This window comes from Desulforamulus reducens MI-1 (genome assembly GCF_000016165.1).
Taxonomy (GTDB): Bacteria; Bacillota; Desulfotomaculia; order Desulfotomaculales; family Desulfotomaculaceae; genus Desulfotomaculum; species Desulfotomaculum reducens.
Genome location: NC_009253.1, coordinates 2,717,968 through 2,742,591, shown reverse-complemented (window position 1 = coordinate 2,742,591; position 24,624 = coordinate 2,717,968). Strand labels below are relative to the sequence as shown.

The window sequence follows — 24,624 nt, the reverse complement described above, 5'->3', positions numbered from 1 at the left end:
TAAGTATATCTTAACAATAGGAGGAAACTAGCATGAAGAAATTTTGGAAACTTGGAATTGTGTTAGGCAGTCTTATACTTATGATAGGTTTGGTCATTGGTTGTGCCCAGAAAAAGGAGGAACCAAAGGAAAGTCCCAAGGCGGCCACTGAAGAAAAGGATAAAATGACTATTGGCCTTGCCGTATCCACATTAAACAACCCATTTTTTGTAGATATGAGGGATGGCGCAAAAGCTGCAGCGGATAAAATGAATGCTGAACTGGTGGTTGTGGATGCCCAGGACGATGCATCCAAACAGGTTTCACAAGTAGAAAATTTAATTCAGCAAAAGGTTGATATTATTCTGTTAAACCCCACCGACAGTGATGGGTTAGTAACCGCAGTAAAAGACGCCAACGAAGCTAAAATTCCTGTTATTACGCTGGACCGTAATGTAAACGGTGGTACCGTAACCTCCCATATTGCCTCGGACAATGTGGCCGGTGGTAGAATGGCTGCCGAGTACATTATCAAACAATTGGACCGTAAAGGCAAAGTGGTTGAGCTAGAAGGAATTGCCGGTACTTCTGCCGCCAGGGACCGTGGACAGGGCTTCCATGAAGTGATGGATAAAGAAAAAAACATCAAAGTTGTGGCCAAGCAACCAGCGGACTTTGATCGTTCTAAAGGCCTTCGGGTAATGGAAAATATTCTGCAAAGCCAGCCGGAAATTAACGCAGTATTTGCTCACAACGATGAAATGGCACTGGGCGCCCTGCAGGCAGTCGCCGCTGCTAAAAAGGATATTATGGTGGTTGGCTTTGATGGTAATGACGATGCTGTCAATGCGGTTAACGATGGTAAAATGGCTGCCACAGTGGCTCAACAGCCGAAATTAATCGGTCAGCTGGGTGTAGAAACGGCCCAAAGGGTCGTTAAAGGCGAAAAGGTGGATACCAATATCCCGGCTAAGTTAAAACTAATAACCAAGAAAGAATAAAATGAGAAGCGTCCAAGATTTCTTGGACGCTTCTATTTGACTTCTAATACATAACAATAACCGTTCCAATAAAAATCATATAAAACACACTGTTGAAGGCCAGGGTCAGGGGTCTGATTTCTCCCCTTAACCTAAGCAGGATAAAAACTGTACCCGCAGATGCAAGGGCAAGGATGGCACAAATAATACCCAATTGTGATAACTTCCAGGGAGTCAGAAGAATCCCTATGGCCGGTATAATGGAACTCTGAAACACCATAGCACCGGTAATGTTACCAAGGGCCAGCGTATCTTTACCCTGTCGCACCCAAATGACGCTGTTGAATTTTTCTGGAAGTTCTGTAGCAATGGGAGCGATGATTAGAGATAAAATAAAAGCAGGAATACCCCAGATAGAGGCCAAAACCTCAATCTCTTGTACAAACAAGTGGGCTCCTATAACAATACCGATCAAGGCAATAACCACTTGCAGCACCACAATGGGAGTGGACGGGTCGGGGTTTTTCTTTGCCAGATACAAGGGATTTAAGGCTTCGCATTGACCACCTTCACAACCAAGGGTTTTGTATACATAATAGAAGTAAGCCAATACTAGAAATAATGCTACCAGTGGTTTAAAGCCATCGGTAAAGATGCCTGCCAACACAGCTATACTGTACACAAGCAAAAAAAACTTAAGGTCCCTGGCCATGACATCCCGGTCAATGAACATACTCTCCCGGGGTTTACCCTTGACCTTCCAAATCATGGCAGAAATACCCGTAATGGCCAGGGCTAAAGTGGAAAGCATGAAGGGCGCACCAAGGATGGCGCCAATACCCACCTCATCGGCCATATCACCAGAACCAAATAAAATCGCCATTACTGGGATCATGGTTTCCGGAAGAGCAGTACCAACAGCGGCAAGCAGACTACCCACAGCTCCTTCGGATAAATTTAATTTTTTTCCCAACCATTCAACACCATTTGTAAAAACCTCTGCACTAAGTAAAATAATGCCAAGACTGGCCAGTAATAAAAAATAGGTCATCAGCTATTCGATTCCTTTCTGAGGCTTATATTCTTTATAAAGTTTCCCGCAGAATCAAATATGAAATACAATATTTTAACAGAATAATCCTTAATAGAACAAGATCTTTTTATTTAGAAGGTATTTAACAAATAAAAAAGAAAAATATGTTTTAAAGAAGAAACGGGAGATGATAGTATGGAAAATTTGTGGGCCCCCTGGCGATCTATTTATATCGGAAAACCCCAAACAGGGTGCATCTTTTGTGAAAAGCTAAACTCGGATCAGGACGAAGAAAATCTTGTGATTTACCGGGGAGATAAGACCTTTGTTATTATGAATTTGTACCCTTATAATAACGGACACCTCCTGATTGCCCCCAAAAGACATGTGGGAGATATTACAGAGCTTACTGATGAAGAATTGCTCGAATTACATAAAATGACACAATTCATGGTGCAAGCCCTTCGGAGAGCCTTTGGTAACCCACATGGTTTTAATATTGGCATCAATCTTGGTAAGGTAGCCGGGGCTGGGATACCCGGGCATCTTCATGTTCACATTGTACCTCGCTGGGACGGGGATGCTAATTTCATGGCTGTCATTGGAGATACACGGGTTATTTCTGAGGGGTTGCAGCGTACCTATGAAAAAATAACCAGAGCCATTACGGCATTAAAAAGCGAAGGATCGACCAATGGTAATTAATATTTAGTAAAGCTATTTATCATGTCTGGTTGCTTTTTGATAAAATTACCATTAAAATGACGTTAGTTAAAGGTGAAAGGATATTACACATGCAAGAAATTTGTCTTATGGGAGGAACCTTCGACCCAATTCATTACGGACATTTGGTGGTTGCTGAGGAAGTAAGACAAAGGTTTCACCTGGATAAAGTGGTTTTTGTACCGGCGGGCAAACCACCCCATAAGCAAGATAAAGAAATATCCGATGCACAGCATCGGATAGCAATGACCCGCTTGGCAACGTTCAGTAACCCATATTTTGAAGTATCTACCATTGAAGTAGCAAGGCAAGGTTTTTCCTATACTGTTGATACAGTGGAGGAAATAATAAATCAATATGGTATTAAACAAGTTTATTTTATTACAGGGGCAGATGCTGTCCTTGAAATTTTAACCTGGAAGGATGCCCCAAGGTTATTAAGCATGACCAATTTTATTGCCGCCACTAGGCCGGGCTATGATTTAAGTAACTTAAAAGAAATCTTAAATTTATTACATCCGGATATTCTAAAAAGGATTTTACCGTTGGAGGTACCGGCATTATCCATTTCATCCAGTGATATTCGGAGAAGGGCAAAGGAAGGTAGAAGTATCAAATACCTATTGCCAGAACCTGTTGAAGATTATATTTTTAAAAATGGCCTTTATGCACTAGATTAGGCAAGTTTTCTTTACCTCAATTGGAAATATCTTAGCTGAATCCCTCTGCATTTAGACCGAGTTAAATGCAAATAATACATTCAACGCAGACAAGTAACCAAAGAACCATTGAAAGAGGTGACTTTTATGGCAACTTTATACGTTGGAAATCTACCTTGGTCTACTAAAGCAGAGGATTTAGCCAGTGCTTTTGAACAATATGGTGAAGTTCTCAGTAGCAGGGTTATTACAGATCGAGAAACCGGTCGTTCCCGTGGTTTTGGTTTTGTTGAGGTTAATGATACTGATGCAGACAAAATGATTGCAGCCCTTAACGGAACTGAATTGGGTGGTCGGGTTATCACTGTCAACGAAGCAAAAAGCCGCGAAGCTGGCCAAGTTTAAACAGACAAAACCTCCATTCCTCCGGGATAGGAGGTTTTTAAAATTATTTAGCGGAGGGTGCAATGGTGAATATAAGTTTTTTAAAAGAACAGCTAAGTCTAATCATGCCTGAACAACGTTTTCGGCACTCCTTGGGTGTGGCAGAGACTGCAGAAAAACTGGCTCGCAAGTACGGTGCAGATCCTTTAAAGGCTGGGCTTGCCGGGTTACTGCACGATATTGCCAGGGATTTTGATGATAATGAAATGCTGCAGCGGGCGAAAAAGGCAAACTTAGCAGTCAGTGAGTTTGGTTTTGCCATGCCTTTATTGTTGCATGGTCCGGTGGCTGCTGTGATGGCCAGAGATGAGTATGGCATTACCGACCCGGAGATTTTAAATGCCATCGCCCTTCATACGGTGGGTTCAGAATACATGAATCAACTGGATAAAATAATATTTGTAGCAGATAAAATAGAACCAAACCGACGACATTCCGGCGTCGATGAGATAAGACGCCAGGCGGCGCAAGATCTGGATACCGCTCTGTTAAGCTGTTTTGATGAAAGTATCCGCTATGCCTTAAAGATTGGTTGTTTGCTTCATCCCACCAGTGTAAAAGCAAGAAATGCAATTTTAGTTGCAAGGGGTTTCTTTAGAAAATAGTGGAATAGGATATAATAGGGTTAATACCCAATAAGCATAAGGAGGGGTCTTTTTGACACTAAGCCCAAAGGAAATTGTTGATATAGCCCACCAAGCAGCTAACGAGAAAAAGGCGCTGGATATTACCGTTTTAGATATCAGTAAAATTTCCATCATCTGTGATTATTTTTTAATCTGTACTGGACGTTCTAGCACCCAGGTACAATCCGTGGCTGAGCATATCGAAGAAAAGCTAAAGGAAGCAGGGGTTAAATTGCTTCGCATGGAGGGTTTTCGAGAGGGTAGTTGGATTTTGTTAGATTATGGTGATATAGTGGTTCATATATTCCAAGAAATGGATAGAAGTTTCTACAACCTAGAAAGGCTTTGGGGAGATGCCAACGTAGTGGAAATGTCTGCTAAGGGGTAAAAAAACATCCGTTGACATAGTTGGTTGGTGAAATTATAATGTTCATTATATAATATAGAAATAAATATCACTAGAAACGTAGATGGGGAGCAGTAAGTGGTGTAACCCTACAGAGAGCCGCTGGTAGGTGTAAGGCGGTGGGTAAAATTACTGAACTCGCCCCGGAGTTGTTTGAGGGAAATAAAGTACCTTAAACCGGGTTTGCCCGATACAGCTCACAAGAGGGTAAGAGATTGCTTACCAATCAGGGTGGTACCGCGGGAAAACCTCTCGTCCCTTTTGGGATGAGAGGTTTATATATTTTTCTCTTGATTTAACTTAGAGGGATACACAATTAGTATTTATACGAACTATCCACCCAATTGTTTTAAGGTTGTTTTATTGAAATAAAGTAGTAATCATGGTAAAATTTGCGAGGAATGTAACTATTCATAAATTACTCAAAAATAGCAATAGTGACTAGGAGGAAGTACTTTGCAAGAGCACTACGACTTCAAGGAAATAGAGAAAAAATGGCAAGAGGACTGGAATAAGGAAAATACCTATCAAGTTCCGGATTTTTCAGAGCGTCCTAAATATTACTGCTTGGAAATGTTTCCTTACCCCTCCGGTAAACTGCACATGGGTCATGTAAGGAACTATTCCATTGGTGATGTAGTGGCCAGATTTAAAACCATGCAGGGTTACGATGTACTACATCCAATGGGTTGGGATGCTTTTGGCTTACCTGCAGAAAATGCTGCTATTAAACATGGTATTGCCCCGGCCACTTGGACTTGGGATAACATTGCACATATGAGAAGCCAGTTAAAACAACTTGGCTTAAGTTATGATTGGAACCGGGAAGTAGCTACCTGTCATACTGAATATTACAAATGGGGACAATGGTTGTTCCTTCAACTCTATAAAAAGGGCCTATGCTATAAAAAACACGCTCGGGTTAATTGGTGTCCGGATTGTGCCACCGTTCTGGCCAACGAACAGGTGGTTGACGGTGCTTGTGAAAGATGCAGTGCCGTGGTTGAACAAAAGGAGTTAGACCAATGGTTTTTCCGAATTACAGAATACGCCCAGCGTTTGCTTAATGACTTAAAATTGTTAAAGGGTTGGCCCGATAAAGTTAAGATTATGCAAGAAAACTGGATAGGTCGTAGTGAAGGTGCTGAGCTAACCTTTCAAGTAGAGGGAAGTGATGAAAGCATTACCGTCTTTACCACCCGTCCGGATACGGTCTACGGTGTATCCTATATGGTTTTGGCGCCGGAACATCCACTGGTAGCCAAGCTGATTGCTGGTAGACCTCAGGAGGCAGAGGTCATTGGCTTTGTTAACCGAGTAAACAAATTAACTGAATTAGACCGTACCAGTTCTGATAAAGAGGGCGTTTTTACTGGGGCCTACTGTATTAACCCCTTTGACGGTGCGAGAGTACCCATTTTGATAGCCAATTATGTTCTATACCACTATGGTACTGGTGCTGTGATGGGCGTGCCTGCCCACGATGAGCGTGATTTCGAATTTGCTCATAAATACAATTTACCAATAAAAGTTGTTATTTATCCTGCCCAGGATAAGGAAATTAGGGTTGAGGATATGAAGGAAGCCTATACCGCAGACGGAATTATGGTTCATTCCGGTCCCTTTGATGGAAGTCCCAACCGTCAAGGTATAAAAAAGGTGATTAAATACGCCGAGGAAAAGGGGATCGGTAAAGGAATTGTCAACTATCGATTAAGGGATTGGCTAATTTCCCGCCAGCGTTATTGGGGTACCCCTATCCCCATTGTTTATTGTGAAAAATGTGGAACTGTACCGGTACCAGAGGATCAACTGCCGGTAATATTGCCCACCGATGTGGCCTTTAAGCCAACCGGTGAGTCACCCCTAAAGGGTAGGCCAGACTTTGTTCATACCACTTGCCCTCAATGTGGTGGACCTGCCCAAAGAGAAACTGACACAATGGATACCTTTGTGGACTCTTCTTGGTATTATCTGCGCTATACCAGTTCCAGAGACACAGAGTATGCTTGGGATAAAAATAAAGCTGATCGTTGGATGAATGTTGACCAGTATATCGGGGGTGTTGAGCATGCGATCCTGCACCTACTGTATTCCCGGTTTTTTACCAAGGTTTTCTATGATCTGGGTCTGGTGAATGTACAAGAACCCTTTGAAAACCTACTTACCCAGGGTATGGTTTTAAAGGATGGCAGCAAAATGTCCAAATCAAAGGGCAACGTGGTAAGTCCAGAAGAAATTATTGACCGCTATGGTGCTGATACTGCAAGGATGTTTATCCTTTTTGCCGCTCCACCTGAAAGGGATTTGGAGTGGAGTGACAGGGGGGTAGAAGGAAGCCACCGATTCCTTAACCGTGTATGGCGATTGGTTTATTCCCTGAAAGACGAAGTAGCTGGAGCTCCAGCCATTTCAAGTGTTAATGCTTATGTGGGTGTACACAAAGAAATGCGACGTTTAACTCACTATGCCATTAAAAAGGTAACTGAGGATGTTAGTGGCCGCTTTAACTTTAATACTGCCATCAGTACCATCATGGAACTGGTTAATGGAATTTATACCTACCGTGATAAGGTTGCGGCAGTGGAACGGGATACAGCGGTATTGGCCGAAGCCGTTAACAGTACCATCATTCTACTGGCTCCCTTTGCGCCCCATATTGCCGAGGAACTTTGGTCGGCCACCGGACATCAAGGCAGTGTGCACAAACAGCCTTGGCTCACCTTTGATAGCGCAGCACTGGTGGAGGACGAAGTGGAGGTTGCTGTTCAAATTAATGGTAAAGTTCGGGAAAGGTTAAATATACCTGCCAATATGAAGCCGGCGGAAATGCAGCAATATCTTATGGATATGGAGTCGGTTAAAATACTGATTGGCGACAAACAAATTGTTAAAATTATTCCGGTTCCAGGCAAATTATTAAACATTGTGGTAAAATGAGAAGGCAAAAACTAAAGACACCCTAACAGGTGTCTTTAATTTTTTTCTACTATATTTAAAACATGAGGTGAAAATTGTGGATTTGGGTCTGTCTCATTTAGGAGCTTATTTTTTTATATTTTTTGCCAGAGTGGCGGATATGTCACTGGATGTTATACGCTTACTAATGCTGATGCGTGGTCGGAAGCTCATTGCAAGTATGGTGGGGTTTGTAGAAGTTAGTATTTTCATTGTGGCATTGGGAAAGGCCTTAAGTGGAGGTATTGATGATCCAGTAAAGATAATTGCTTACGCTGGGGGTTTTGCCACAGGTAATTTCATTGGTTCGTTAATTGAAGAGTGGCTGGCAGTGGGACACCTTTCCATGCAGGTATACCCCTCGCCTGGGAATACTACTGAATTGTGCAATCGATTTCGGGAGCAGGGCTTTGGTGTAACAACTGTTTCTGGCTGTGGTAGGAATGGTGAGCGAACCATTTTATTTGTATTACTAAAAAGAAGCAATTTAAAATTGGCTACTCAAATCTTGGACGAAATACAGCCAGGAATTTTCTTCAATATATCTGATGCCAGGGCAGTTAGAGGTGGTGTTTTTCCAGTCCCCAAAAGTAAACTTATCAAATCAAAATAAGTGCATAGTCAAAAACCTCCCGCTGCATAATAAGACGAGTATGTCTGTGGGAGGTTATAAATTTGGAGGAAGCTTTAAAGGGATTATTTCCTCATGTTTGGCGTACAGTTGTTATATATTTTGCGGTTCTTATTATTGTACGCTTGATGGGAAAAAGGGAGATAGGTCAGCTATCTACCTTTGATTTTGTAGTAGCAATTATTTTAGCGGAATTAGCAGCTATTCCCATGGGAGCCCAGTCCATTCCAATCTGGCATGGGATCATTCCCCTGGTTACATTGGGTATTCTGGAAGTGGTTTTTTCTTATCTAGCCCTGGTGAATCGCCCTCTGAGAAAAATACTTTATGGTTCTCCCCAGATTATCATTGAAAACGGACACCTGTTAAGGCACGAAATGCGTTCTTCCCGCTATAATCTGGACGATTTGTTAAGCCAATTAAGGGAAAAAGGGTTCTATAATATAGAAGATATTGAGTATGCCATTTTGGAGCCCTCGGGAAGGTTAAGTGTTTTGCCAAAATCACAGAAAAGGCCAGTAACACCGGCGGATCTGGGAATTGACACTGAATATGAAGGATTACCCAATGTACTGGTGATGGATGGAGATGTTTTGAAAGAAAACCTTCATAACATAAACCTAACTGAAAAATGGTTGAAGGAAAAGTTAGCAGAAAAGGGTATTCATCCAAAGCATGTCCTTTTGGCCACATTAAATACCCGGGGGCAACTCTTGGTGGATTGCCAAAATGATGACAGAGCCCGGGAATAGTTTGTTAGCCTTTTAGGTATGCTCTATTTTAAGAACCATAAACGTATTCTGTTAACACTGCTGCTCTGATAAGTCGTTTTGCTGGTGTTAACAGAATACCAATAGCTCCTTGTCCGTATTCCCTAGCCTTATCCTATTTAGGATAAGGTTTTTACATTTTTTCCTAAAGTATAACGTAGATTAGGAGGAAAATGTCACTGAAAGTAGAAATATCCATAGAATTATTGGTCTTAACCCACTGTGGGGAGGTTTTTGACATGCCAAACCTGGGTCGAAAAGAACAAGTGATTATTCTGATAATTATGGCTGTTGTGCTTTATTTAGCGGGCTATCAGTTTGCCAGCCGGGCGAACACAGGGGTGGAACTGGTAAACTCCCAGTCCTCTGACAGTATGAGAACGGGCAAAGAGGAAACAGAAATTCAAGTTCATGTGGACGGGGCCGTTGAGAAACCAGATGTCTATCACTTACCTGCGGGCAGCCGGGTTCATGATGCCCTAAAGCTGGCGGTTCCTACACAGGATGCAGACCTAAGCATGTTGAATCTGGCGGCACCCTTGAAAGATGGGCAGAAACTGCCGATTCCCAGTAAAGCGGAACAACAGGCGTCGGAACAACGTCCAAATCAAATGGATAATGTACCGTCACAGGGGGTAGCCCTTAAGGCGAGCAAACCATTGACGCCGACCGTTGCCCAGGGAACGGGTTTGGTCAACATCAATACCGCAGGACCACAGGAGTTGGATAGCTTGCCCGGTATTGGGCCGGCATTGGCGGAGCGAATTATTCAGCACCGAGAGGCTAACGGTCCCTTTCAGTGCACTGAAGATTTAAAGAATGTTTCAGGTATCGGTGATAAAAAGTTTGAGGATTTACAGCACCGTATAACCTTACAATAGCAAACCATAAAGAATTGGTACAGGATGTGAACAAATGGATGCAAGTTTAGTGGCACAATTGATAAGGCTACAGGCCTTGGAAATTGGTATAAATGGTACACAGGAAAATAAAAGTGAACAATCAGCGGAATTTTCTCTGATGTTGGCTAAGCTTATTGCTGCTAAGGCTGGAGTAAGGGGGAATACCTTGCCTTTAAATCCCGGCGTGAATCTGGCAGAGGTGCCTTTCCTGCCTAGTAAACAAGCTAGGGCTTCTGCTGCCGCAGCAGCAGCTTCTTTTCGTGCTGCAGTTGGACCTGTGCGGGAATATGAGGCTATGGTGGAAAAATCAGCTTTACGTCATGGCATAGATCCTGCCCTTTGTAAGGCTGTGGCCCGGGCGGAATCTGACTTTAATCCCAGGGTAACTTCCCGGACCGGGGCCATGGGTTTAATGCAACTGATGCCTGGCACGGCCCGCGATCTAGGAGTAAAAAATCCCTATGATCCAGAACAAAATGCTGATGGTGGCGTCCGCTATTTAAAATCCATGCTGGAACGCTTCGATGGTGATGTAAACAAGGCCTTAGCGGCCTATAATGCTGGTCCTGGGGCTGTTGAACGTTATGGAGGGATACCTCCCTATGAGGAAACTACTCGATATATACAGAAAGTAATTCGTTACCAGCAAAAGTATACTGGGGTTTAATATATGCAGCGCCCCCTGGTTTTTATGATACTGGCCTTTATGCTGGGTATTATGGTAACCTCTGTCCTTAAAGTTAATATACTCGTTGCGATGGGAGCAGCGGTTTTCACCTGCATAGTTGCAGGAATCGGCATCATCAGGACCTGGCGTTATAACACTTGGGTCCTTTTTTGTGCTTGTATCTGTCTTGGAATGGCCCTAACAACTATCAAGCTGTCCGTGGTGGCCACACCGCTGATGGATTTTAAGGGAACTAATATTCAAGCAACCGGAATTGTTATTGATCAACCGGACCGCAGACCCGAAGCAACTTTCTACAAATTAAAAGTTCAGCAGGCTAAGTATGGGGGCAAGATAAAAAAGGTTTCAGGGATTCTGCGGGTCAAGGTGCCGGAAAAAACCAAGAGATATCAATACGGAGATATTCTGAGGTTAACAGGCTATGTGGTGGTGCCGGAACCTCCAGGTAACCCTGGGGCCTTCGATTACCGAACTTGGCTAAATCGACAGGGTATTGCTGCCAACATGGTTGTAAAGAAATCCGAAGATATCAAAGTCCTCCGCAGGGGTGAGGGCAGCTTTATTTTTCGTATTGCCTTTGCTTTACGAAATCACCTGGAAAGTATTTATGATAAAACCCTGTCTAAAGAGAAAGCTGTCATACTAAAGGGCTTGCTCTTTGGTACCCGTGGGGAAATACCCCAGGATGTACAATTAGCCTTTAACCAGACTGGGCTGGTACACATTCTCAGTGTCTCAGGTTATCATGTTGGCTTGGTGGCTGCTATGCTGTTGCAAGTGCTACGTTTGTTAAAAGTACCTGCTCGCTTTACCGCCCCGGTGACCATTCCTTTACTAATTTTTTACGCCATAATGACAGGGCTGGGACCCGCGGTTTTACGTGCCACCCTGATGGCGGTTTTACTTTTACTGGCCCGCCACCTGGGACGACAGAATGATTGGCCTACAACGCTGGCTACGGCTGCCGGAATCATTTTGGCCATTAATCCACTGGATTTATATGATATTGGATTTCAACTCTCCTTTGTGGCAACCTGGGGTCTGCTTTATCTAACCCCTGTTTTAAACAACCTTTTTCATCAAATACCTAAATCCATTGTTTTATTAATCACAGTGCCACTGGCGGCTCAACTGGCAACCCTTCCTCTGGTGACCCTGTACTTTAACCTTGTTTCACAGGTTTCCATCCTGGCCAATTTGCTGACAGTTCACCTGGTGGGTCTGATTATGTTATTTGGTGGACTGGATTTACTTATCGGTACGATCTACTTACCTCTGACCTCTCTTTTTAACAGTGGTATTAGTTCACTCATTGATTTATTTATTGGATTAGTACAATTTTGCAACTCTTTGCCCAGTGCCTCCTTTTATATTCCTACCCCACCCCTCTGGCTGGTTTTCCTATACTACGTTTTACTGATATTCACTTTTTATTTATTCCAGTTTCCTGAAAAAAGAGAAAAAGTAGTAGGTTCTCATCAGCAGATTGAGAAATACAAAACCCTTGTTCTGGTAGCACTTTTAATAATGACCCTTTGGCTGGTAAAACCTACCCATGGTTTGTTGGAAGTTCATTTTATAGATGTAGGTCAGGGGGACAGTACCTTAATCATTACCCCCGAAAAACGAATTGTGCTGGTTGACACAGGGGGCTGGCAGAATGAACTTCTTTCTGGCAGGGGAGCCGGAGAGTATGTAATCGTACCCTACTTACATAGATTAGGCATCAATCAAGTGGATGTGTTAGTGTTAACACACCCCCATGCAGATCATGTTGGCGGTGCTAGAACCCTTATCCAGACCATGTCAGTGGGAATGGTGATGGTTTCGCCCTACGGGCTGCAGCCGGCAGATCATATCGATGAAGGCTATACTGAATTACTGCAAGAGATTGGAAAACTGGGGATACCCCTTTGTTCCGCCAGAGCAGGGGATGAGCTAAGGTTGGACTCTGAGTTGTTAATGTCATGTCTAGGCCCGGAAGATAAATTTATTGGCACCCGCTCCGATGCCAATAACAATAGTTTAATATTTTTACTGAAATACCATGGGCGTACGGTTTTACTAACCGGAGATATAGAGGCCGAGGCGGAAAAGAACCTGGTGGAGAACATCGAGATAACCAATATAGAAATATTGAAAGTTCCGCACCATGGCAGTGGTTTTTTTGACCCTGATTTCTTTCAGAGGGTGAGTCCTAAAGCTGCGATTATTTCGGTGGGCAAGGGCAATCGCTTTCATCACCCGTCTGTTAAAACCCTGGAGGCATTAGAAGAAGTAAATAGCAAAATCTACCGCACAGATCGACAAGGGGCCATTATCTTAAGCACCGATGGATCAAAATGGCTGGTTCAAACGGGGAAATAAAATTAATACCGACCAAAGATGGCTTTCATGACATCATCAAAGGGCATAGTGCCTACCTGTTCCATTATTTTCTCCAATTCTGTTTTTCTTTTTAAGGAACCACTTAATACAACCTGTATCACTTGGTCTTTATCCACCAGCACAGAGTCTACTTCAAAGACTCCTCCCAGCAATCCAAGGATTACTAACATTTGCGAGGGGGTAAGGGTAGGAAGACAATTCTCTATTTTGTTACACTTATTGTTCTTGTTTTTTTTGTTAGTCCCGTTGTTTTCCCCATTGATTTGGAAACCCAATTGGTCCATGATCTTCTTCATCAGCATTTCCATATGGTTTGGTGAAAACACGGGCCTTCCCCCCTCTGGGTAATTTTATGGCGGAGGAATAATGGGCGCCTCCGTTTCTGATGACACAGCCAGGCCAGTTACAAAGAGAAAAAACAGACCCGTTGTGATGATGAGCAAAAGATCATGTTGTGTATCTTCCTTAGAGGGCATTTACATCACACCTTCTAAACAGTTTATGACATCATATTAAAAACCGTGAGAATTTGTGCCAGGATAGTTTAGATGTATAAAGATAATAAAAAACAGCTATACAGAAATAGCTGTTCACCACCAGTTAAAATCTAGAACTCTTCAAAATAACCCCTTGGCGTACCTGATAAAGCTCGGGGCTCACAGGATAGGGATTATTAAGAAAACTACTGCGACCAATCATGATGGACTGTCTAAGATCACTCTCTTCGGGGGAGTAAAACAGTAACACAACATCTCGGTTCGGCACCATTACATAGACTCTGCGGTGTGGGGGAATACCATGTTCTTGGGGTCTATAGATAATGGAAAGTAATCGGCTGGAATCATAGGAATCGCCGTAGTTAAAACCATAGATATGTCTTTTTTCATCAAATACTTGTAGCGGCTTAGTCTGATCCCGAAAAAAATTTTTTAGAGCCAGTTGCTTTATTTGCTCCACTGATATATGAAGGGAGTCAAGTGTTGCTTCTTCAATGAAAAAAATACGCATTCCTTGATCCAATACATAGGCGATGAAAAGGTTGTCTGTCAGCGGTGTGGTAACAATCCCCTTTCTATCCTGGGAACCTATAATCAGGGGAAAAACGTGATTAATATTTTCCTTTACATCATGATGATTTACACCGCTTTCTCTCCGGAGGTCCTTGATAAAGGGTGCCAGAACTTCAGAAATATATATATGCCGCATGGAAGGTTTCTGACGGCAGTACCCTTTATAAAAGTTTTCCAGGGAAAGATCAATCCAATACTCGCCTTTTTTCATCCGAATTCCGAAATTATCTAGGTTATAAATTAAGGACTTGGGCACAGCGTCCAATATATATTCTGAGACAGTATTTCGAAAGGTGTTTCTGTCCATCAATCTATCATCCCCCCATGGAAACAACTACTACTGTTTGTGATCTGTATGTTACTGTAATATAATAACTTAAGGGGAAATATATGCGATGAATTTTTAAAGAGGTGATTATCATAGCAATTGTAGAAGTAACAGTGATACCCCTTGGCACTGGAGGTACTAGTTTAAGTAGCTTTGTTGCTGGCTGTGTCCGGGTATTACAGCAAGCTAATGATATTAAATACCAGTTAACCCCTATGGGGACCATTATCGAAGGGGAATTGACTGAAATAATAAAGTTGGTAAGCCAAATGCATGAACAACCCTTTATGGCAGGGGCATCTAGGGTGAATACGATTATTCGAATTGATGACAGGAGAGATAAAAAGGGGACAATGAAAGGCAAAGTATCTTCTGTGGAAGCTAAATTGATTACGCCGGGTGGCACAGACTAAATGGAATATTACAAAGGTTTGATCAACAGCCTACAGCGGGGGGTTGTTTCTCCGGTATACTTGTTTTATGGAGAAGAGGAATACCTGAAAGAAAAGGCTGTGGAGAAATTTAAAGAATTTTTACTGCCACAGGCAGCTGATTTTAACCTGGATCTATTGGACGGGGAAGAAGCAGACATTGATACGGTGATTTCTTTTGCAGAAAACATGCCCTTCATGGCAGAACGCAGACTGGTCATCGTAAAAAATGCTCCATGGTTTTCTGGCAAAGGGAAAAATGAAGCCGGAGGCGAGGACAAAGGAAGTGGTAAGGACACAGTTCTCTTAAAGTATTTAAATAATCCAGCCAGCACCACTTGTTTAGTCTTTGTTGCCAAGGAAGCAGTAGACCGTCGCAAGAAGACCTACAAAGAAATTAGTGCAAAGGGACAGGTTATAGACTTCAAAATGTTAAAGCCCTCCGAAATGATCACCTGGGTTAACCAAATTGTCAAAGGGACTGGTAAAACAATTGAGCCCTCAGCTGCCAGAGCGATAGTAGAAGCCAACGGTAAGTTAGGTCTATTAAATCTAAAGAATGAAGTAAATAAGCTTATCAGCTATTTGGGTAGCGAACAAGAAATAACCTCCGCCATTGTCGGGGAGGTTGGTGTTATCAATATTGAGCAAAATATTTTTACAGTAGTGGACGATGCTGTGGCTGGCCATACTTCTAAGGCTCTAAATGGTATTCGAGAACTTCTTTCTCTTAAGGAACAACCGACTAAAATTTTAGCCCTTTTAGCGCGACAACTTCGCATCGCCCTCCAGGCCGAGGCCTTACTTCGGGAAGGCTCCCCTGAGAGAGAAGTTGCTAGAAAAATGGGAATACATGATTTTGTTATCAAAAAGGCCTTAACACAAATTCGACGGGGGGGGTCCCAGAGAATGAAATGGGCCTTGCAAGAAATTGCAACTATTGATGCCGCTATAAAAAAAGGCCAGAGAGATTTTCTACCAGCCATTGAAACCATGTTAATTCAATTCGGCCAAATGGAGTAGCAAACTAAAAAAACCACCCGCAGGGTGGTTTAATTATTAACCAGCAATTTTATTGAACCGCTTGGTTAGGCGAGATTTTTTTCTAGCTGCGGCATTTTTATGTAAAACACCTTTGGTTACAGCTTTATCTACAGCAACCATAGCATTACGCAGGGCAGTCTCGGCGACTTCCTTGTCAGCTTTGGCTAGGGCTTCCTCGTATCTGCGAATTGCAGTTTTAACAGCGGATTTAATGCTGGCATTACGAATAGTGCGTGCTTTTGTAATTTCAACCCGCTTAATAGCAGACTTAATATTAGGCAAAATTTCTCACCTCCCCAACAAACTGTATTTTACCACGCATAAAATAAAAATGCAAGCAACTTTTGTATATCGTTTTCCCTTTTGGTAAATCATAATTACAGAATGAATAACAGGGAGGTGATTATTTGTTAGGAATGGTGGTTCGTTTTATTGTTTCCGCTCTAGTATTAATTGTAGTAAGTTGGCTTTCTCCAGGTTTTGTAGTAAAAGGTGGTTTCATTGGTGCCTTAATTGCTGCTGTGGTAATTGCTATCTTGGGCTACATAGCAGAAAGTTTGTTGGGTGATCGCGTATCCCCACAAAGAAGAGGATTGGTTGGCTTTATTACTGCTGCCGTAGTTATTTACCTAGCGCAATTTATCATTCCCAACTTACTCAATGTTAGTATTTTTGGTGCGTTAATTTCAGCCTTTATCATTGGTCTTATTGATGCTGTTGTGCCGACCGCTGTAAGATAGGTTAAAAAGTTTTATAAAAAGCCCCGAGTGGGCTTTTTATTTTTCTCTCATACCTATCCCCCATAGGGCATATTTATTAAAATATACAAGCCCCGAGGGGGTGATTTTTGTTTTTCGTTCAAAGAAAATATTATCAATACTGTCACTCCTTCTGATTGCTGCCTTTTGGTTAACTTTTCTAATGAATAGTGTGCAGTTTGGGCACGAAGGGACCCAACAGGACTTGGTTAATGCAGTTGACTGGGTATTCTCCAAGATATCTCAGGATCCCCGCAGTATGATCTTGACAACAATGCCCGCACTGGCCTGGCAAGATACGCCGGAAGAAATGGAAAGACCTGGGCCAGCGTTATGGTATTGGTTAGCAGGGGTTACCCGTTTTAATCTGACGCCAGAGTCAATTTTACAAGCTCAGATACCTATGCTGGCTCAAGTTCAGGGGACTGCGGTTATTACAGTTAGTTCCGAAACAGCAGGTTTAGAAGAACCTCCTCTGGTTGAGAATCTAAGCAAGGATGTACTGGTGGGGATTTATAACACCCACACCGGAGAAACCTATTCTTTAACCGATGGTACCGACCGACTAACCGGAAAACAAGGTGGGGTTGTATTAGTTGCCAAGGAGGTACAAAGGCAACTGGCGGAAAAGCACGCCATTCGAGTAGCTCTATCGGATAAAGTCCATGATGCCAGATATGCTACCTCCTATTTAGAATCTGAAAAAACTGTTCGACAGTTAGTGGCAAACAACCCATCCATGATCACCATGCTGGATATACATCGGGATGCAGGACGCAGTCGAGAGAATTGTTTAGTGGAAGTAAAGGGGAAAAAAACTGCACCTATTTTAATTATTGTTGGTTCTGATGCTCGTCTACCCTTTCCTAACTGGAAACAAAACTACCAGTTTGCTTGTAAATTAGCAGATAAATTAGACCAGTTATACCCGGGGCTTTGTTTGGGAGTGCGGGTAAAGGAAGGACGCTACAATCAATTTTTACACCCTGGAGCCATACTGGTTGAAGTTGGATCAGACAATAACTCCCTCGAAGAAGCTAAAACCAGTGCAGTCATGCTGGCGGATGCCTTGGCAGAAATTATCAAGGAGGAGTTGAAGAAAAGAGATGGTCAGGATCAAACAAAACCGGCCCTAAAGGAACCGTCTGCCAAGGAAACAAATGAAGGTTCTGAAGATAAAATAGAAAAAAGTGTATAGAGAGGTATTAAAAGGTACATCCTAAAATTGGGGAGGTGCCTTTTTATGTTGCGAAACGCATTACTCTTTATGTTATTTGGTGCCTTTGTACTGATGGTGGGGTTTGGTGTCTACATTGCCAATGAATGTTTTAATAGCCTTATTTTGCCCGAGCAACCAGTTCAACTATATAGCTTTTCACAGGAAGAGAGTGGTAACGTACGAATTCAAGTATTGGGTGAAACCTTGGAAGTCAATACCGTTGCCATGCAAAAATATGCCGGTAACTTATATGAGAGGGTGGATCAAAACTGGCAGGCAGTCAAGAACAACCCACAAGTCAATGAAAAAACCATTTTTGTCATTAAAAATATAAAAAAACAATGGCAGGATATTAAAAACAACGCCCAATTAAAGGAAAAGACTATTTTTATAAAAGAAATGGCAGAGGAAAAATGGGAGGCTTTTTTAGCATCTGAAAGAGTAAAGGCAGTTAATCAGTGGGTACAGGGACAATGATTTTTTCTCTATCCAAGTTTCCTCCAAGAAGACAAGTTGAAGCAGCACGTAACCGATGCTATAATGAAATAGTATGTCGTTTTTCGGAGGTGGAGGAGTAAAGAATGTCAACCCCCCAAAATCGTATTAGAAATTTTTGTATTATAGCACATATTGACCACGGTAAGTCAACCCTAGCCGATAGAATACTGGAGGAAACCGGTGCCCTTTCCCAAAGGGAAATGACTGAGCAGGTACTAGATAAGATGGATCTGGAGCGAGAACGAGGTATTACCATTAAGCTGCAGGCTGTTCGTTTGTTCCACAGGGCCGAAGACGGCCAGGAGTACCAGCTTAATTTAATTGATACCCCCGGTCACGTTGACTTTACCTATGAAGTGTCACGTAGTTTGGCCGCCTGTGAGGGTGCTCTGTTGGTGGTGGATGCTTCCCAGGGAATTGAAGCCCAGACCTTGGCCAATGTTTATTTAGCACTGGAAAATGACTTGGAAATTATCCCGGTAATTAATAAAATTGACCTACCCAGTGCGGAACCAGAGCGGGTCAAACAGGAGATAGAGGACGTAATCGGTTTGGATACTTCCGAGGCAGTGCTGGCCTCTGCGAAAACTGGTGCTGGGATCAAAGAAATTCTGGAGCAGGTGGTTACCAAGATTGCCCCCCCTAAGGGTGACTCCGAAGCTCCCCTGCAGGCCCTGATCTTTGACTCCCACTATGATGCCTACCGAGGTGTGATAGCCTACATTCGTGTGGTTCAGGGAACCCTCAAACCTGGTATGCGCATACGAATGATGGCCACCAAGAAAGAGTTTGAAGTAACCGAAGTGGGGGTTTTTACCCCCCATATGACCTTTGTGGATGAATTAAAGACCGGCGAAGTTGGGTTAGTGGCTGCCAGCATGAAAAATGTACAGGATGTGCGGGTGGGTGATACCATTACCGCTGCCCAAAATCCTGCTCCGGCACCTCTGCCCGGTTACCGTAAAGTTACCCCAATGGTATTCTGCGGTCTTTATCCCGTGGATACTGTAGACTATGAAGACTTACGGGATGCCCTGGATAAACTAAAGTTAAATGATGCTTCTTTAATTTATGAACCAGAAACATCCGATGCCTTAGGTTTTGGTTTTCGCTGCGGCTTTTTAGGTCTGTTGCATATGGAAATTATTCAGGAACGTTTGGAGCGGGAATATGGCCTAAGTCTAATTACCACGGCACCCAGTGTAGTCTACCGGGTGACCACCACCAAGGGTGAAGTCATGGAAATCGACAACCCCGCCAATCTGCCTCAGGTCAATAAAATAGAAATTATCGAAGAACCCTTTGTCAAGGCCACTGTTATGGTACCTAAGGATTTTGTAGGAACCGTCATGGATCTCTGCCAGGGTAAACGGGGTATTTTTAGTAATATGGAGTACTTGGGAATTAACCGTGTTATGTTAACCTATGAAATTCCTCTGTCTGAAATAATTTATGACTTCTTCGATCAATTGAAATCCCGGACCAAGGGTTATGCTTCCCTGGACTACGAAATGATTGGCTATCGGCAATCCGAGCTGGTTAAAATGGATATTATGCTAAATGGTGAAGTTCTAGATGCCCTGTCCTGTATTGTTCATAGTGAAAGAGCTTACACGCGGGGACGGGCCCTGGTAGAAAAGCTTCGTTCGTTAATTCCCCGGCAGATGTTTGAGATTCCGGTACAGGCGGCCATTGGTAATAAAATTATTGCCAGGGAAACCGTTAAGGCCATGCGCAAGGATGTACTGGCAAAATGCTATGGCGGTGACATTAGCCGTAAGAGAAAACTGTTGGAGAAGCAAAAAGAAGGTAAAAGGCGCATGAAGCAAGTGGGTAACGTGGAGATACCCCAGGAGGCCTTCATGGCTGTTTTAAGTATTGAAGAATAAGTTAGGTTCTGTAGAATGACTTGTTATTTAAAAAAATTAACACCTGTACTGGAGAAGGCAGGATACAAGACCTTAACAAAAAATTAGCGCAAAATCGTCTATAAGACTGTGCGTGATTTAACCGGGGCCAAAGGAAGCTGTCCTCAAGTCTGGCCGGTGGTGGAAGCTTGGCTTAAGGAGCCGGGGCAGGAAGAAGGTCTGATAAAGGAAATACAAAACAAGCTGGTGGAACCATGTCAATAGGTGTGTACATCCATGTACCCTTTTGTGTTCGCAAATGTCTATACTGTGATTTTACTTCCTATCCAGTCAACCGGGAACAGGTATCTCTGTATCTCCGGGGACTGGAGAAGGAAATTGCTTATTACAGTGAATCCCTTTTGTTAAAGGAAAAAACAATTAATACAATTTTTGTGGGCGGCGGTACGCCCACTTCTCTTATGTCCGGGCAACTGGCCAGCATTTTGGAACGGCTGGACCGTTCCTTTTATATTGCCAATGATGCAGAAATTACCACCGAGGCTAACCCAGGAACTGTGAATTTTTCTTACCTTAAGGACCTCAGGGCAGCCGGTTTTAACCGGCTGAGTCTGGGGGTACAGTCCACCCACCAAGAACTTCTAAATGAAATTGGTCGCATCCATAATTTTGAACAAGCCAAGGCAGCTGTTTGGCAGGCCCGGCAAGCAAGCTTCCACAATATCAATTTGGACCTTATTTTTGGTTTACCCAAACAAACAGTTAAACAATGGCAGCAGTCTTTAACTGAAATCATAAACCTAGAGCCGCAACATATTTCTTGCTATGGGCTGCAGTTGGAAGAAGGAACCCCCTTAACCTGTTCCATAGAACAGGGCAAGTTGGAGCCTTGCCAAGAAGAGGACGAACTGGAAATGTATCAGCTGGCAATACGTATACTGGGATCAATGGGTTATGAGCACTATGAAATCTCAAATTTTGCCCGCCCAGGTTATCAATGCCGGCATAATCTATTATATTGGCACAATGGGGAATACTTGGGCCTCGGCCCTGCGGCCCATTCTCATTTAAATCAGGTACGTTGGGGTAATGTGGGGAATATTGAGCAATATGCCTCTTTACTGAAAAGGGGCGATATACCTAGGGAAGAGAAAACAATACTTTCCGTCAGGGAGCAAATGGAAGAAACAGTTTTCCTGGGCTTACGAATGTTAAAAGGATTAAAGCTAGAGAACTTTCGAATGCGTTTTGGGTTACCAATTACCAAAGTTTTCAAGAAAGAAATTAGCCGGATGGAGCAACTAGGTTTAGTAAAATTAGAGGATGGTTATCTTAAATTAACAGAGAAAGGTTTACCACTGGCAAATCAAGTTTTTGCTGAGTTTGTATAAAAATGAATATTATTTACACTAGGTTTGGAAAAATTGCTTTATAAACCCTAAAAACCTAAGATACAGGGCAATCTGGTATCCTTGACAAATAATTTTCCTTTTGCTAAATTTTAAGTTAGATTAGCACTCATCGACTGAGAGTGCTAACACCCTTTAAGGGTGGAATAGGAGGGTGGGCCGACGTGAAAATGGATGAACGTAAACAGCAGATTCTGTTGGCCATCATAAAAGACTATATTAATACAGCAGAGCCAGTAGGATCACGAACCATTTCTCGTAAATATAAATTGGGTGTTAGTCCGGCTACCATTCGTAACGAGATGTCAGATTTAGAAGAGATGGGTTATATTGAACAGCCCCATACCTCCGCCGGGCGTATACCATCTAATCTTGGCTATCGCTACTATGTGGATTGCTTGATGCAACGAGAGCAATTAAGTGAAGAAGAAGAAGTGACCATTCGGCGTGGTTATGAAAATAAGGTACGAGAAGTGGGTGAAGTCCTAAATCGCACCGGCAGAATGATGGCTCAACTTACTCATTATACAGCCCTTGTTCAGATGCCGAGCTTTCGTAGAAGTGCCTACAAGCATGTGCAAATGGTGCTTATGGGACCATCCCAGGCCATATTAATTGTGGTCATGGATACAGGTGCTGTTCATCACCAGATGATGACTGTCCCTGAAAGCATTACACAGCAGGATTTGGACCAAATCTCCAGTGTGTTGAATGCTAAGCTTCAGGGCAGGACCATGGACAACATTCGACTTACTTTGATCAAAGAAATTTATTTTGAACTTTCCAAACACCGTAGCATTCTGGATTTAGCCCTTGAATTGATGCAGGATAGGGTCATTTCGGTTGCAGAGGATAAAATTTATCTTGAAGGGGTATTTAATATCCTGAATCAACCAGAATTTCATAATGTTGAAAGAGTGAAAATACTCCTTTCCTTATTGGAACAGGAAGATACCTTAAAGGATATTCTTGATTTTACCAGGGATAGACAGGGGATTACCATCAAAATCGGCAATGAAAATTTGCGACAAGAAATTCAGGATTGCAGCATGGTAACTGCTACTTACCAGGTAGGTGATAAAATCTTAGGAACCATCGGGGTTCTGGGACCCACCCGCATGGATTATGCAAGGGTGGTAACCGTGATCGATTGTATGTCTCGCAATCTTTCTCGAACACTGGACCGAATTCTGAAGGGGCAGGTTTAGTTGAGTAAGGAGGAACTGTTTCCGTGAGTCTTAAACAACAGGCAAGTCAAGGTGCCGAAGTGAATGAAAAATTAGCTGCTCTGATGACTAATTCCAATGCTGTACGGGCCATTGCCTCGGCAGTGGAGGGAACACTGGGACCAAAGGGTCTGGACACCATGCTGGTGGATAAATTTGGAGAAGTTGTCATTACTAACGATGGTGTAACCATATTAACCATGATGGAAGCAAACCATCCTGCTGCCCGTATGGTTATTAACATAGCAAAATCTCAGCAGGATGAAATTGGTGATGGTACCACCACAGCCACTGTTATGGCAGGGGCTTTGGTCAGTTCCGGCGTAGACCAAGTGGCTAAAGGCGTTCCAGTGGCCCGTGTTATTGAAGGGGTTCGAACCGGGGTACGGAGAGCATTGGAGGTTATGAAGCAACAGGCCATACCTCTGGAAGATATAAGTCACCCTTGGCTTAAACAAGTGGCTCTGGTGGCAGGGCGGGAGCATCAGGATATTGCCGATTTGGTTGTGGAAGCTGCCCGCTTAATTGGCAAAGAAAAATTGGTGGAGCGAAACTTTAAATTATCCGATACCATTATTTCCGAAGAAGGGGCCAGTAATCAAGTTTTCATGGGTGTTATTATTAATAAAGAAACCATGAATAAACAAATGCCCCGGCAATTAAGAAATGTTAAGGTTCTGGTTATAGACGATGCCTTGGAACCGGAGGTCATTGGAGATGAAGCCCTAAGTACAGAATCAGGGTTTGCCCGTTATTTGGAATTGCAATCCGAATTTCGAAGCAATGTACAAAAAATGATTGATCTTGGAGTGGGCTTAGTTTTGGTAGATCGTGGAGTAGACGATACTGCCGAGGAAATACTCACTGATGCTGGAATTATGGTGGTGCAAAGGGTTTTAAATAAGGAATTGTGTCGGGCGGCAGAACATACCGGGGCCCGCGTGATCAAAAGAACTAGCTTGAAAAAGAGTATTGCCGATCTAGAAAAATACTTAGGTAATGCCGGGGAAGTTCTAATGGATGAGAGGTTGGAGCAGGTTTGGATTTTAGAAGGAACAGGCAAACCAATGGCCACAGTGTTAGTGGGGGCTGCCACAGAGGAAGTGGTTGGGGAACGAGAGCGAATTGCTAAGGATGCAGCCAGTTCGGTGCAGGCTGCTATTAAGGGTGGCGTGGTGCCCGGAGGAGGATCTTTGGAGTTAGCCGTTTCCCGTGAAGTTGAAAAGGCCCGGGAAAATACCCGGGGTATGGTAGCCTATGGCATAAGCTGTGTAGCAGAAACCCTTCGTCGACCGATGGCACAGATTGTTGCCAATGCAGGCTTTAACCCTCTGGAAAAACTGGGTGATGTGCTGGCAGCCCAGGCGGAACAAGAAAAAATCTCCCTGGGTATAGACTGTGACACAGGTGATATTGTGGATATGGTTGAAATGGGAGTTATGGACCCAGCTTTGGTAAAAATCCATGCATTAAAAGCAGCCGGAGAAATTGCCGAAGCCATCCTGCGAATTGATACCATTATCAAAATGAAGGATTATAAACCTGCTGGAGAAGGTTTTGGGCAGGAAGCTTAATAGAGAGGTGAT

The 24,624-nt window shown here is 43.1% G+C and carries 27 protein-coding genes and 1 other annotated feature; of the genes, 22 read left to right on the top strand and 5 right to left on the bottom strand.

Features of this window, described 5'->3' with window-relative positions:
- Positions 1-32 precede the first annotated feature (32 nt).
- Complete coding sequence (gene rbsB, locus DRED_RS13415) at positions 33-980, top strand: ribose ABC transporter substrate-binding protein RbsB (protein ID WP_011878830.1); 948 nt, start codon at positions 33-35, stop codon at positions 978-980.
- Between the two features lie 43 nt (positions 981-1,023).
- On the opposite strand, the gene DRED_RS13410 is transcribed toward rbsB, so the two are convergent.
- Positions 1,024-2,010: a sodium:calcium antiporter gene (locus tag DRED_RS13410; protein ID WP_011878829.1), complete on the bottom strand. Its 987-nt coding sequence runs from the start codon at positions 2,008-2,010 to the stop codon at positions 1,024-1,026.
- Between the two features lie 177 nt (positions 2,011-2,187).
- On the opposite strand from DRED_RS13410, the gene DRED_RS13405 reads away from it, so the two are divergent.
- From DRED_RS13405 to DRED_RS13355, 11 genes are all read left to right on the top strand, one after another.
- Positions 2,188-2,697, top strand: coding sequence for an HIT family protein (locus DRED_RS13405; protein WP_011878828.1), 510 nt, complete (start codon positions 2,188-2,190; stop codon positions 2,695-2,697).
- 89 nt (positions 2,698-2,786) lie between these two features.
- On the top strand, positions 2,787-3,395 hold the full coding sequence (gene nadD / locus DRED_RS13400) for a nicotinate-nucleotide adenylyltransferase (RefSeq protein WP_011878827.1): 609 nt from the start codon (positions 2,787-2,789) through the stop codon (positions 3,393-3,395).
- Between the two features lie 126 nt (positions 3,396-3,521).
- Complete coding sequence (locus DRED_RS13395) at positions 3,522-3,779, top strand: RNA recognition motif domain-containing protein (RefSeq protein WP_011878826.1); 258 nt, start codon at positions 3,522-3,524, stop codon at positions 3,777-3,779.
- Positions 3,780-3,841: 62 nt separating this feature from the next.
- Positions 3,842-4,423 carry a bis(5'-nucleosyl)-tetraphosphatase (symmetrical) YqeK gene (yqeK, locus tag DRED_RS13390; protein WP_011878825.1) on the top strand — a complete coding sequence of 194 codons (582 nt, stop codon included), beginning with the start codon at positions 3,842-3,844 and terminating at the stop codon, positions 4,421-4,423.
- Positions 4,424-4,475: 52 nt separating this feature from the next.
- Positions 4,476-4,832, top strand: a complete 357-nt coding sequence (rsfS, locus tag DRED_RS13385; RefSeq protein WP_011878824.1) for a ribosome silencing factor — start codon at positions 4,476-4,478, stop codon at positions 4,830-4,832.
- Between the two features lie 70 nt (positions 4,833-4,902).
- Positions 4,903-5,113: a binding site (T-box leader), on the top strand.
- 193 nt (positions 5,114-5,306) lie between these two features.
- Complete coding sequence (gene leuS, locus DRED_RS13380; RefSeq protein WP_011878823.1) at positions 5,307-7,790, top strand: leucine--tRNA ligase; 2,484 nt, start codon at positions 5,307-5,309, stop codon at positions 7,788-7,790.
- A gap of 67 nt (positions 7,791-7,857) precedes the next feature.
- Positions 7,858-8,421 (top strand): DUF2179 domain-containing protein, encoded by a 564-nt coding sequence (locus tag DRED_RS13375; protein WP_238442525.1) that lies wholly within the window; start codon positions 7,858-7,860, stop codon positions 8,419-8,421.
- A gap of 62 nt (positions 8,422-8,483) precedes the next feature.
- Positions 8,484-9,191, top strand: a complete 708-nt coding sequence (locus tag DRED_RS13370; protein WP_011878821.1) for a DUF421 domain-containing protein — start codon at positions 8,484-8,486, stop codon at positions 9,189-9,191.
- A 257-nt stretch (positions 9,192-9,448) separates the two neighbouring features.
- Positions 9,449-10,090, top strand: coding sequence for a ComEA family DNA-binding protein (locus tag DRED_RS13365; protein WP_011878820.1), 642 nt, complete (start codon positions 9,449-9,451; stop codon positions 10,088-10,090).
- A 34-nt stretch (positions 10,091-10,124) separates the two neighbouring features.
- Entirely contained in the window at positions 10,125-10,778 is a 654-nt protein-coding gene (locus tag DRED_RS13360) for a lytic transglycosylase domain-containing protein (protein ID WP_011878819.1), read from the top strand.
- A 3-nt stretch (positions 10,779-10,781) separates the two neighbouring features.
- A complete protein-coding gene (locus DRED_RS13355) occupies positions 10,782-13,166 on the top strand; it encodes a DNA internalization-related competence protein ComEC/Rec2 (protein ID WP_011878818.1) in 2,385 nt (794 codons plus the stop codon).
- A 2-nt stretch (positions 13,167-13,168) separates the two neighbouring features.
- Here DRED_RS13355 and DRED_RS13350 read toward each other — a convergent pair whose 3' ends face one another.
- The 3 genes from DRED_RS13350 to DRED_RS13345 form a co-directional block, all read right to left on the bottom strand.
- On the bottom strand, positions 13,169-13,513 hold the full coding sequence (locus DRED_RS13350) for a hypothetical protein (protein WP_011878817.1): 345 nt from the start codon (positions 13,511-13,513) through the stop codon (positions 13,169-13,171).
- Between the two features lie 24 nt (positions 13,514-13,537).
- Positions 13,538-13,663, bottom strand: coding sequence for a hypothetical protein (locus DRED_RS19620; protein WP_274376894.1), 126 nt, complete (start codon positions 13,661-13,663; stop codon positions 13,538-13,540).
- Positions 13,664-13,787: 124 nt separating this feature from the next.
- A complete protein-coding gene (locus DRED_RS13345; RefSeq protein WP_011878816.1) occupies positions 13,788-14,564 on the bottom strand; it encodes a DUF1444 family protein in 777 nt (258 codons plus the stop codon).
- Between the two features lie 113 nt (positions 14,565-14,677).
- Between DRED_RS13345 and DRED_RS13340 the strand changes: the two genes are divergently transcribed.
- A complete protein-coding gene (locus DRED_RS13340) occupies positions 14,678-14,998 on the top strand; it encodes an MTH1187 family thiamine-binding protein (RefSeq protein ID WP_041274959.1) in 321 nt (106 codons plus the stop codon).
- The gene (gene holA / locus DRED_RS13335) at positions 14,999-16,039 is read left to right on the top strand and encodes a DNA polymerase III subunit delta (protein WP_011878814.1); all 1,041 of its coding nucleotides are present in this window, start codon (positions 14,999-15,001) and stop codon (positions 16,037-16,039) included.
- A 36-nt stretch (positions 16,040-16,075) separates the two neighbouring features.
- Here holA and rpsT read toward each other — a convergent pair whose 3' ends face one another.
- Entirely contained in the window at positions 16,076-16,342 is a 267-nt protein-coding gene (gene rpsT, locus DRED_RS13330) for a 30S ribosomal protein S20 (protein WP_011878813.1), read from the bottom strand.
- Between the two features lie 134 nt (positions 16,343-16,476).
- On the opposite strand from rpsT, the gene DRED_RS13325 reads away from it, so the two are divergent.
- The 8 genes from DRED_RS13325 to DRED_RS13295 all read left to right on the top strand — a co-directional run bounded on the left by DRED_RS13325 (position 16,477) and on the right by DRED_RS13295 (position 24,612).
- Entirely contained in the window at positions 16,477-16,800 is a 324-nt protein-coding gene (locus tag DRED_RS13325; RefSeq protein WP_041274958.1) for a phage holin family protein, read from the top strand.
- Positions 16,801-16,981: 181 nt separating this feature from the next.
- The gene (gene spoIIP / locus DRED_RS13320) at positions 16,982-18,016 is read left to right on the top strand and encodes a stage II sporulation protein P (RefSeq protein ID WP_156779664.1); all 1,035 of its coding nucleotides are present in this window, start codon (positions 16,982-16,984) and stop codon (positions 18,014-18,016) included.
- A 45-nt stretch (positions 18,017-18,061) separates the two neighbouring features.
- Positions 18,062-18,514, top strand: coding sequence for a hypothetical protein (locus DRED_RS13315; protein ID WP_011878810.1), 453 nt, complete (start codon positions 18,062-18,064; stop codon positions 18,512-18,514).
- Positions 18,515-18,618: 104 nt separating this feature from the next.
- Positions 18,619-20,424: a translation elongation factor 4 gene (gene lepA, locus DRED_RS13310; RefSeq protein WP_011878809.1), complete on the top strand. Its 1,806-nt coding sequence runs from the start codon at positions 18,619-18,621 to the stop codon at positions 20,422-20,424.
- 108 nt (positions 20,425-20,532) lie between these two features.
- On the top strand, positions 20,533-20,667 hold the full coding sequence (locus DRED_RS19615) for a hypothetical protein (RefSeq protein ID WP_274376893.1): 135 nt from the start codon (positions 20,533-20,535) through the stop codon (positions 20,665-20,667).
- Positions 20,658-21,794, top strand: a complete 1,137-nt coding sequence (hemW, locus tag DRED_RS13305; RefSeq protein ID WP_011878808.1) for a radical SAM family heme chaperone HemW — start codon at positions 20,658-20,660, stop codon at positions 21,792-21,794. The genes DRED_RS19615 and hemW overlap by 10 nt, the downstream gene beginning before the upstream one ends.
- Before the next feature lie 182 nt (positions 21,795-21,976).
- Positions 21,977-23,020 (top strand): heat-inducible transcriptional repressor HrcA, encoded by a 1,044-nt coding sequence (gene hrcA, locus DRED_RS13300; RefSeq protein ID WP_011878807.1) that lies wholly within the window; start codon positions 21,977-21,979, stop codon positions 23,018-23,020.
- Positions 23,021-23,043: 23 nt separating this feature from the next.
- Positions 23,044-24,612, top strand: coding sequence for a TCP-1/cpn60 chaperonin family protein (locus DRED_RS13295; RefSeq protein WP_011878806.1), 1,569 nt, complete (start codon positions 23,044-23,046; stop codon positions 24,610-24,612).
- The last annotated feature ends 12 nt before the right edge of the window (positions 24,613-24,624 follow it).

Coding starts and splice junctions, on each gene's coding strand:
- DRED_RS13345 (WP_011878816.1), bottom strand. CDS start 14,564: ATGGACAGAAACACCTTTCGAAATACTGTCTCAGAATATATATTGGAC.
- rbsB (WP_011878830.1), top strand. CDS start 33: ATGAAGAAATTTTGGAAACTTGGAATTGTGTTAGGCAGTCTTATACTT.
- DRED_RS13365 (WP_011878820.1), top strand. CDS start 9,449: ATGCCAAACCTGGGTCGAAAAGAACAAGTGATTATTCTGATAATTATG.
- DRED_RS13405 (WP_011878828.1), top strand. CDS start 2,188: ATGGAAAATTTGTGGGCCCCCTGGCGATCTATTTATATCGGAAAACCC.
- DRED_RS13395 (WP_011878826.1), top strand. CDS start 3,522: ATGGCAACTTTATACGTTGGAAATCTACCTTGGTCTACTAAAGCAGAG.
- DRED_RS13410 (WP_011878829.1), bottom strand. CDS start 2,010: ATGACCTATTTTTTATTACTGGCCAGTCTTGGCATTATTTTACTTAGT.
- DRED_RS13315 (WP_011878810.1), top strand. CDS start 18,062: ATGTTGCGAAACGCATTACTCTTTATGTTATTTGGTGCCTTTGTACTG.
- DRED_RS13355 (WP_011878818.1), top strand. CDS start 10,782: ATGCAGCGCCCCCTGGTTTTTATGATACTGGCCTTTATGCTGGGTATT.
- DRED_RS19620 (WP_274376894.1), bottom strand. CDS start 13,663: ATGCCCTCTAAGGAAGATACACAACATGATCTTTTGCTCATCATCACA.
- holA (WP_011878814.1), top strand. CDS start 14,999: ATGGAATATTACAAAGGTTTGATCAACAGCCTACAGCGGGGGGTTGTT.
- spoIIP (WP_156779664.1), top strand. CDS start 16,982: ATGAATAGTGTGCAGTTTGGGCACGAAGGGACCCAACAGGACTTGGTT.
- yqeK (WP_011878825.1), top strand. CDS start 3,842: ATGGTGAATATAAGTTTTTTAAAAGAACAGCTAAGTCTAATCATGCCT.
- DRED_RS13325 (WP_041274958.1), top strand. CDS start 16,477: ATGGTGGTTCGTTTTATTGTTTCCGCTCTAGTATTAATTGTAGTAAGT.
- nadD (WP_011878827.1), top strand. CDS start 2,787: ATGCAAGAAATTTGTCTTATGGGAGGAACCTTCGACCCAATTCATTAC.
- lepA (WP_011878809.1), top strand. CDS start 18,619: ATGTCAACCCCCCAAAATCGTATTAGAAATTTTTGTATTATAGCACAT.
- hemW (WP_011878808.1), top strand. CDS start 20,658: ATGTCAATAGGTGTGTACATCCATGTACCCTTTTGTGTTCGCAAATGT.
- DRED_RS13360 (WP_011878819.1), top strand. CDS start 10,125: ATGGATGCAAGTTTAGTGGCACAATTGATAAGGCTACAGGCCTTGGAA.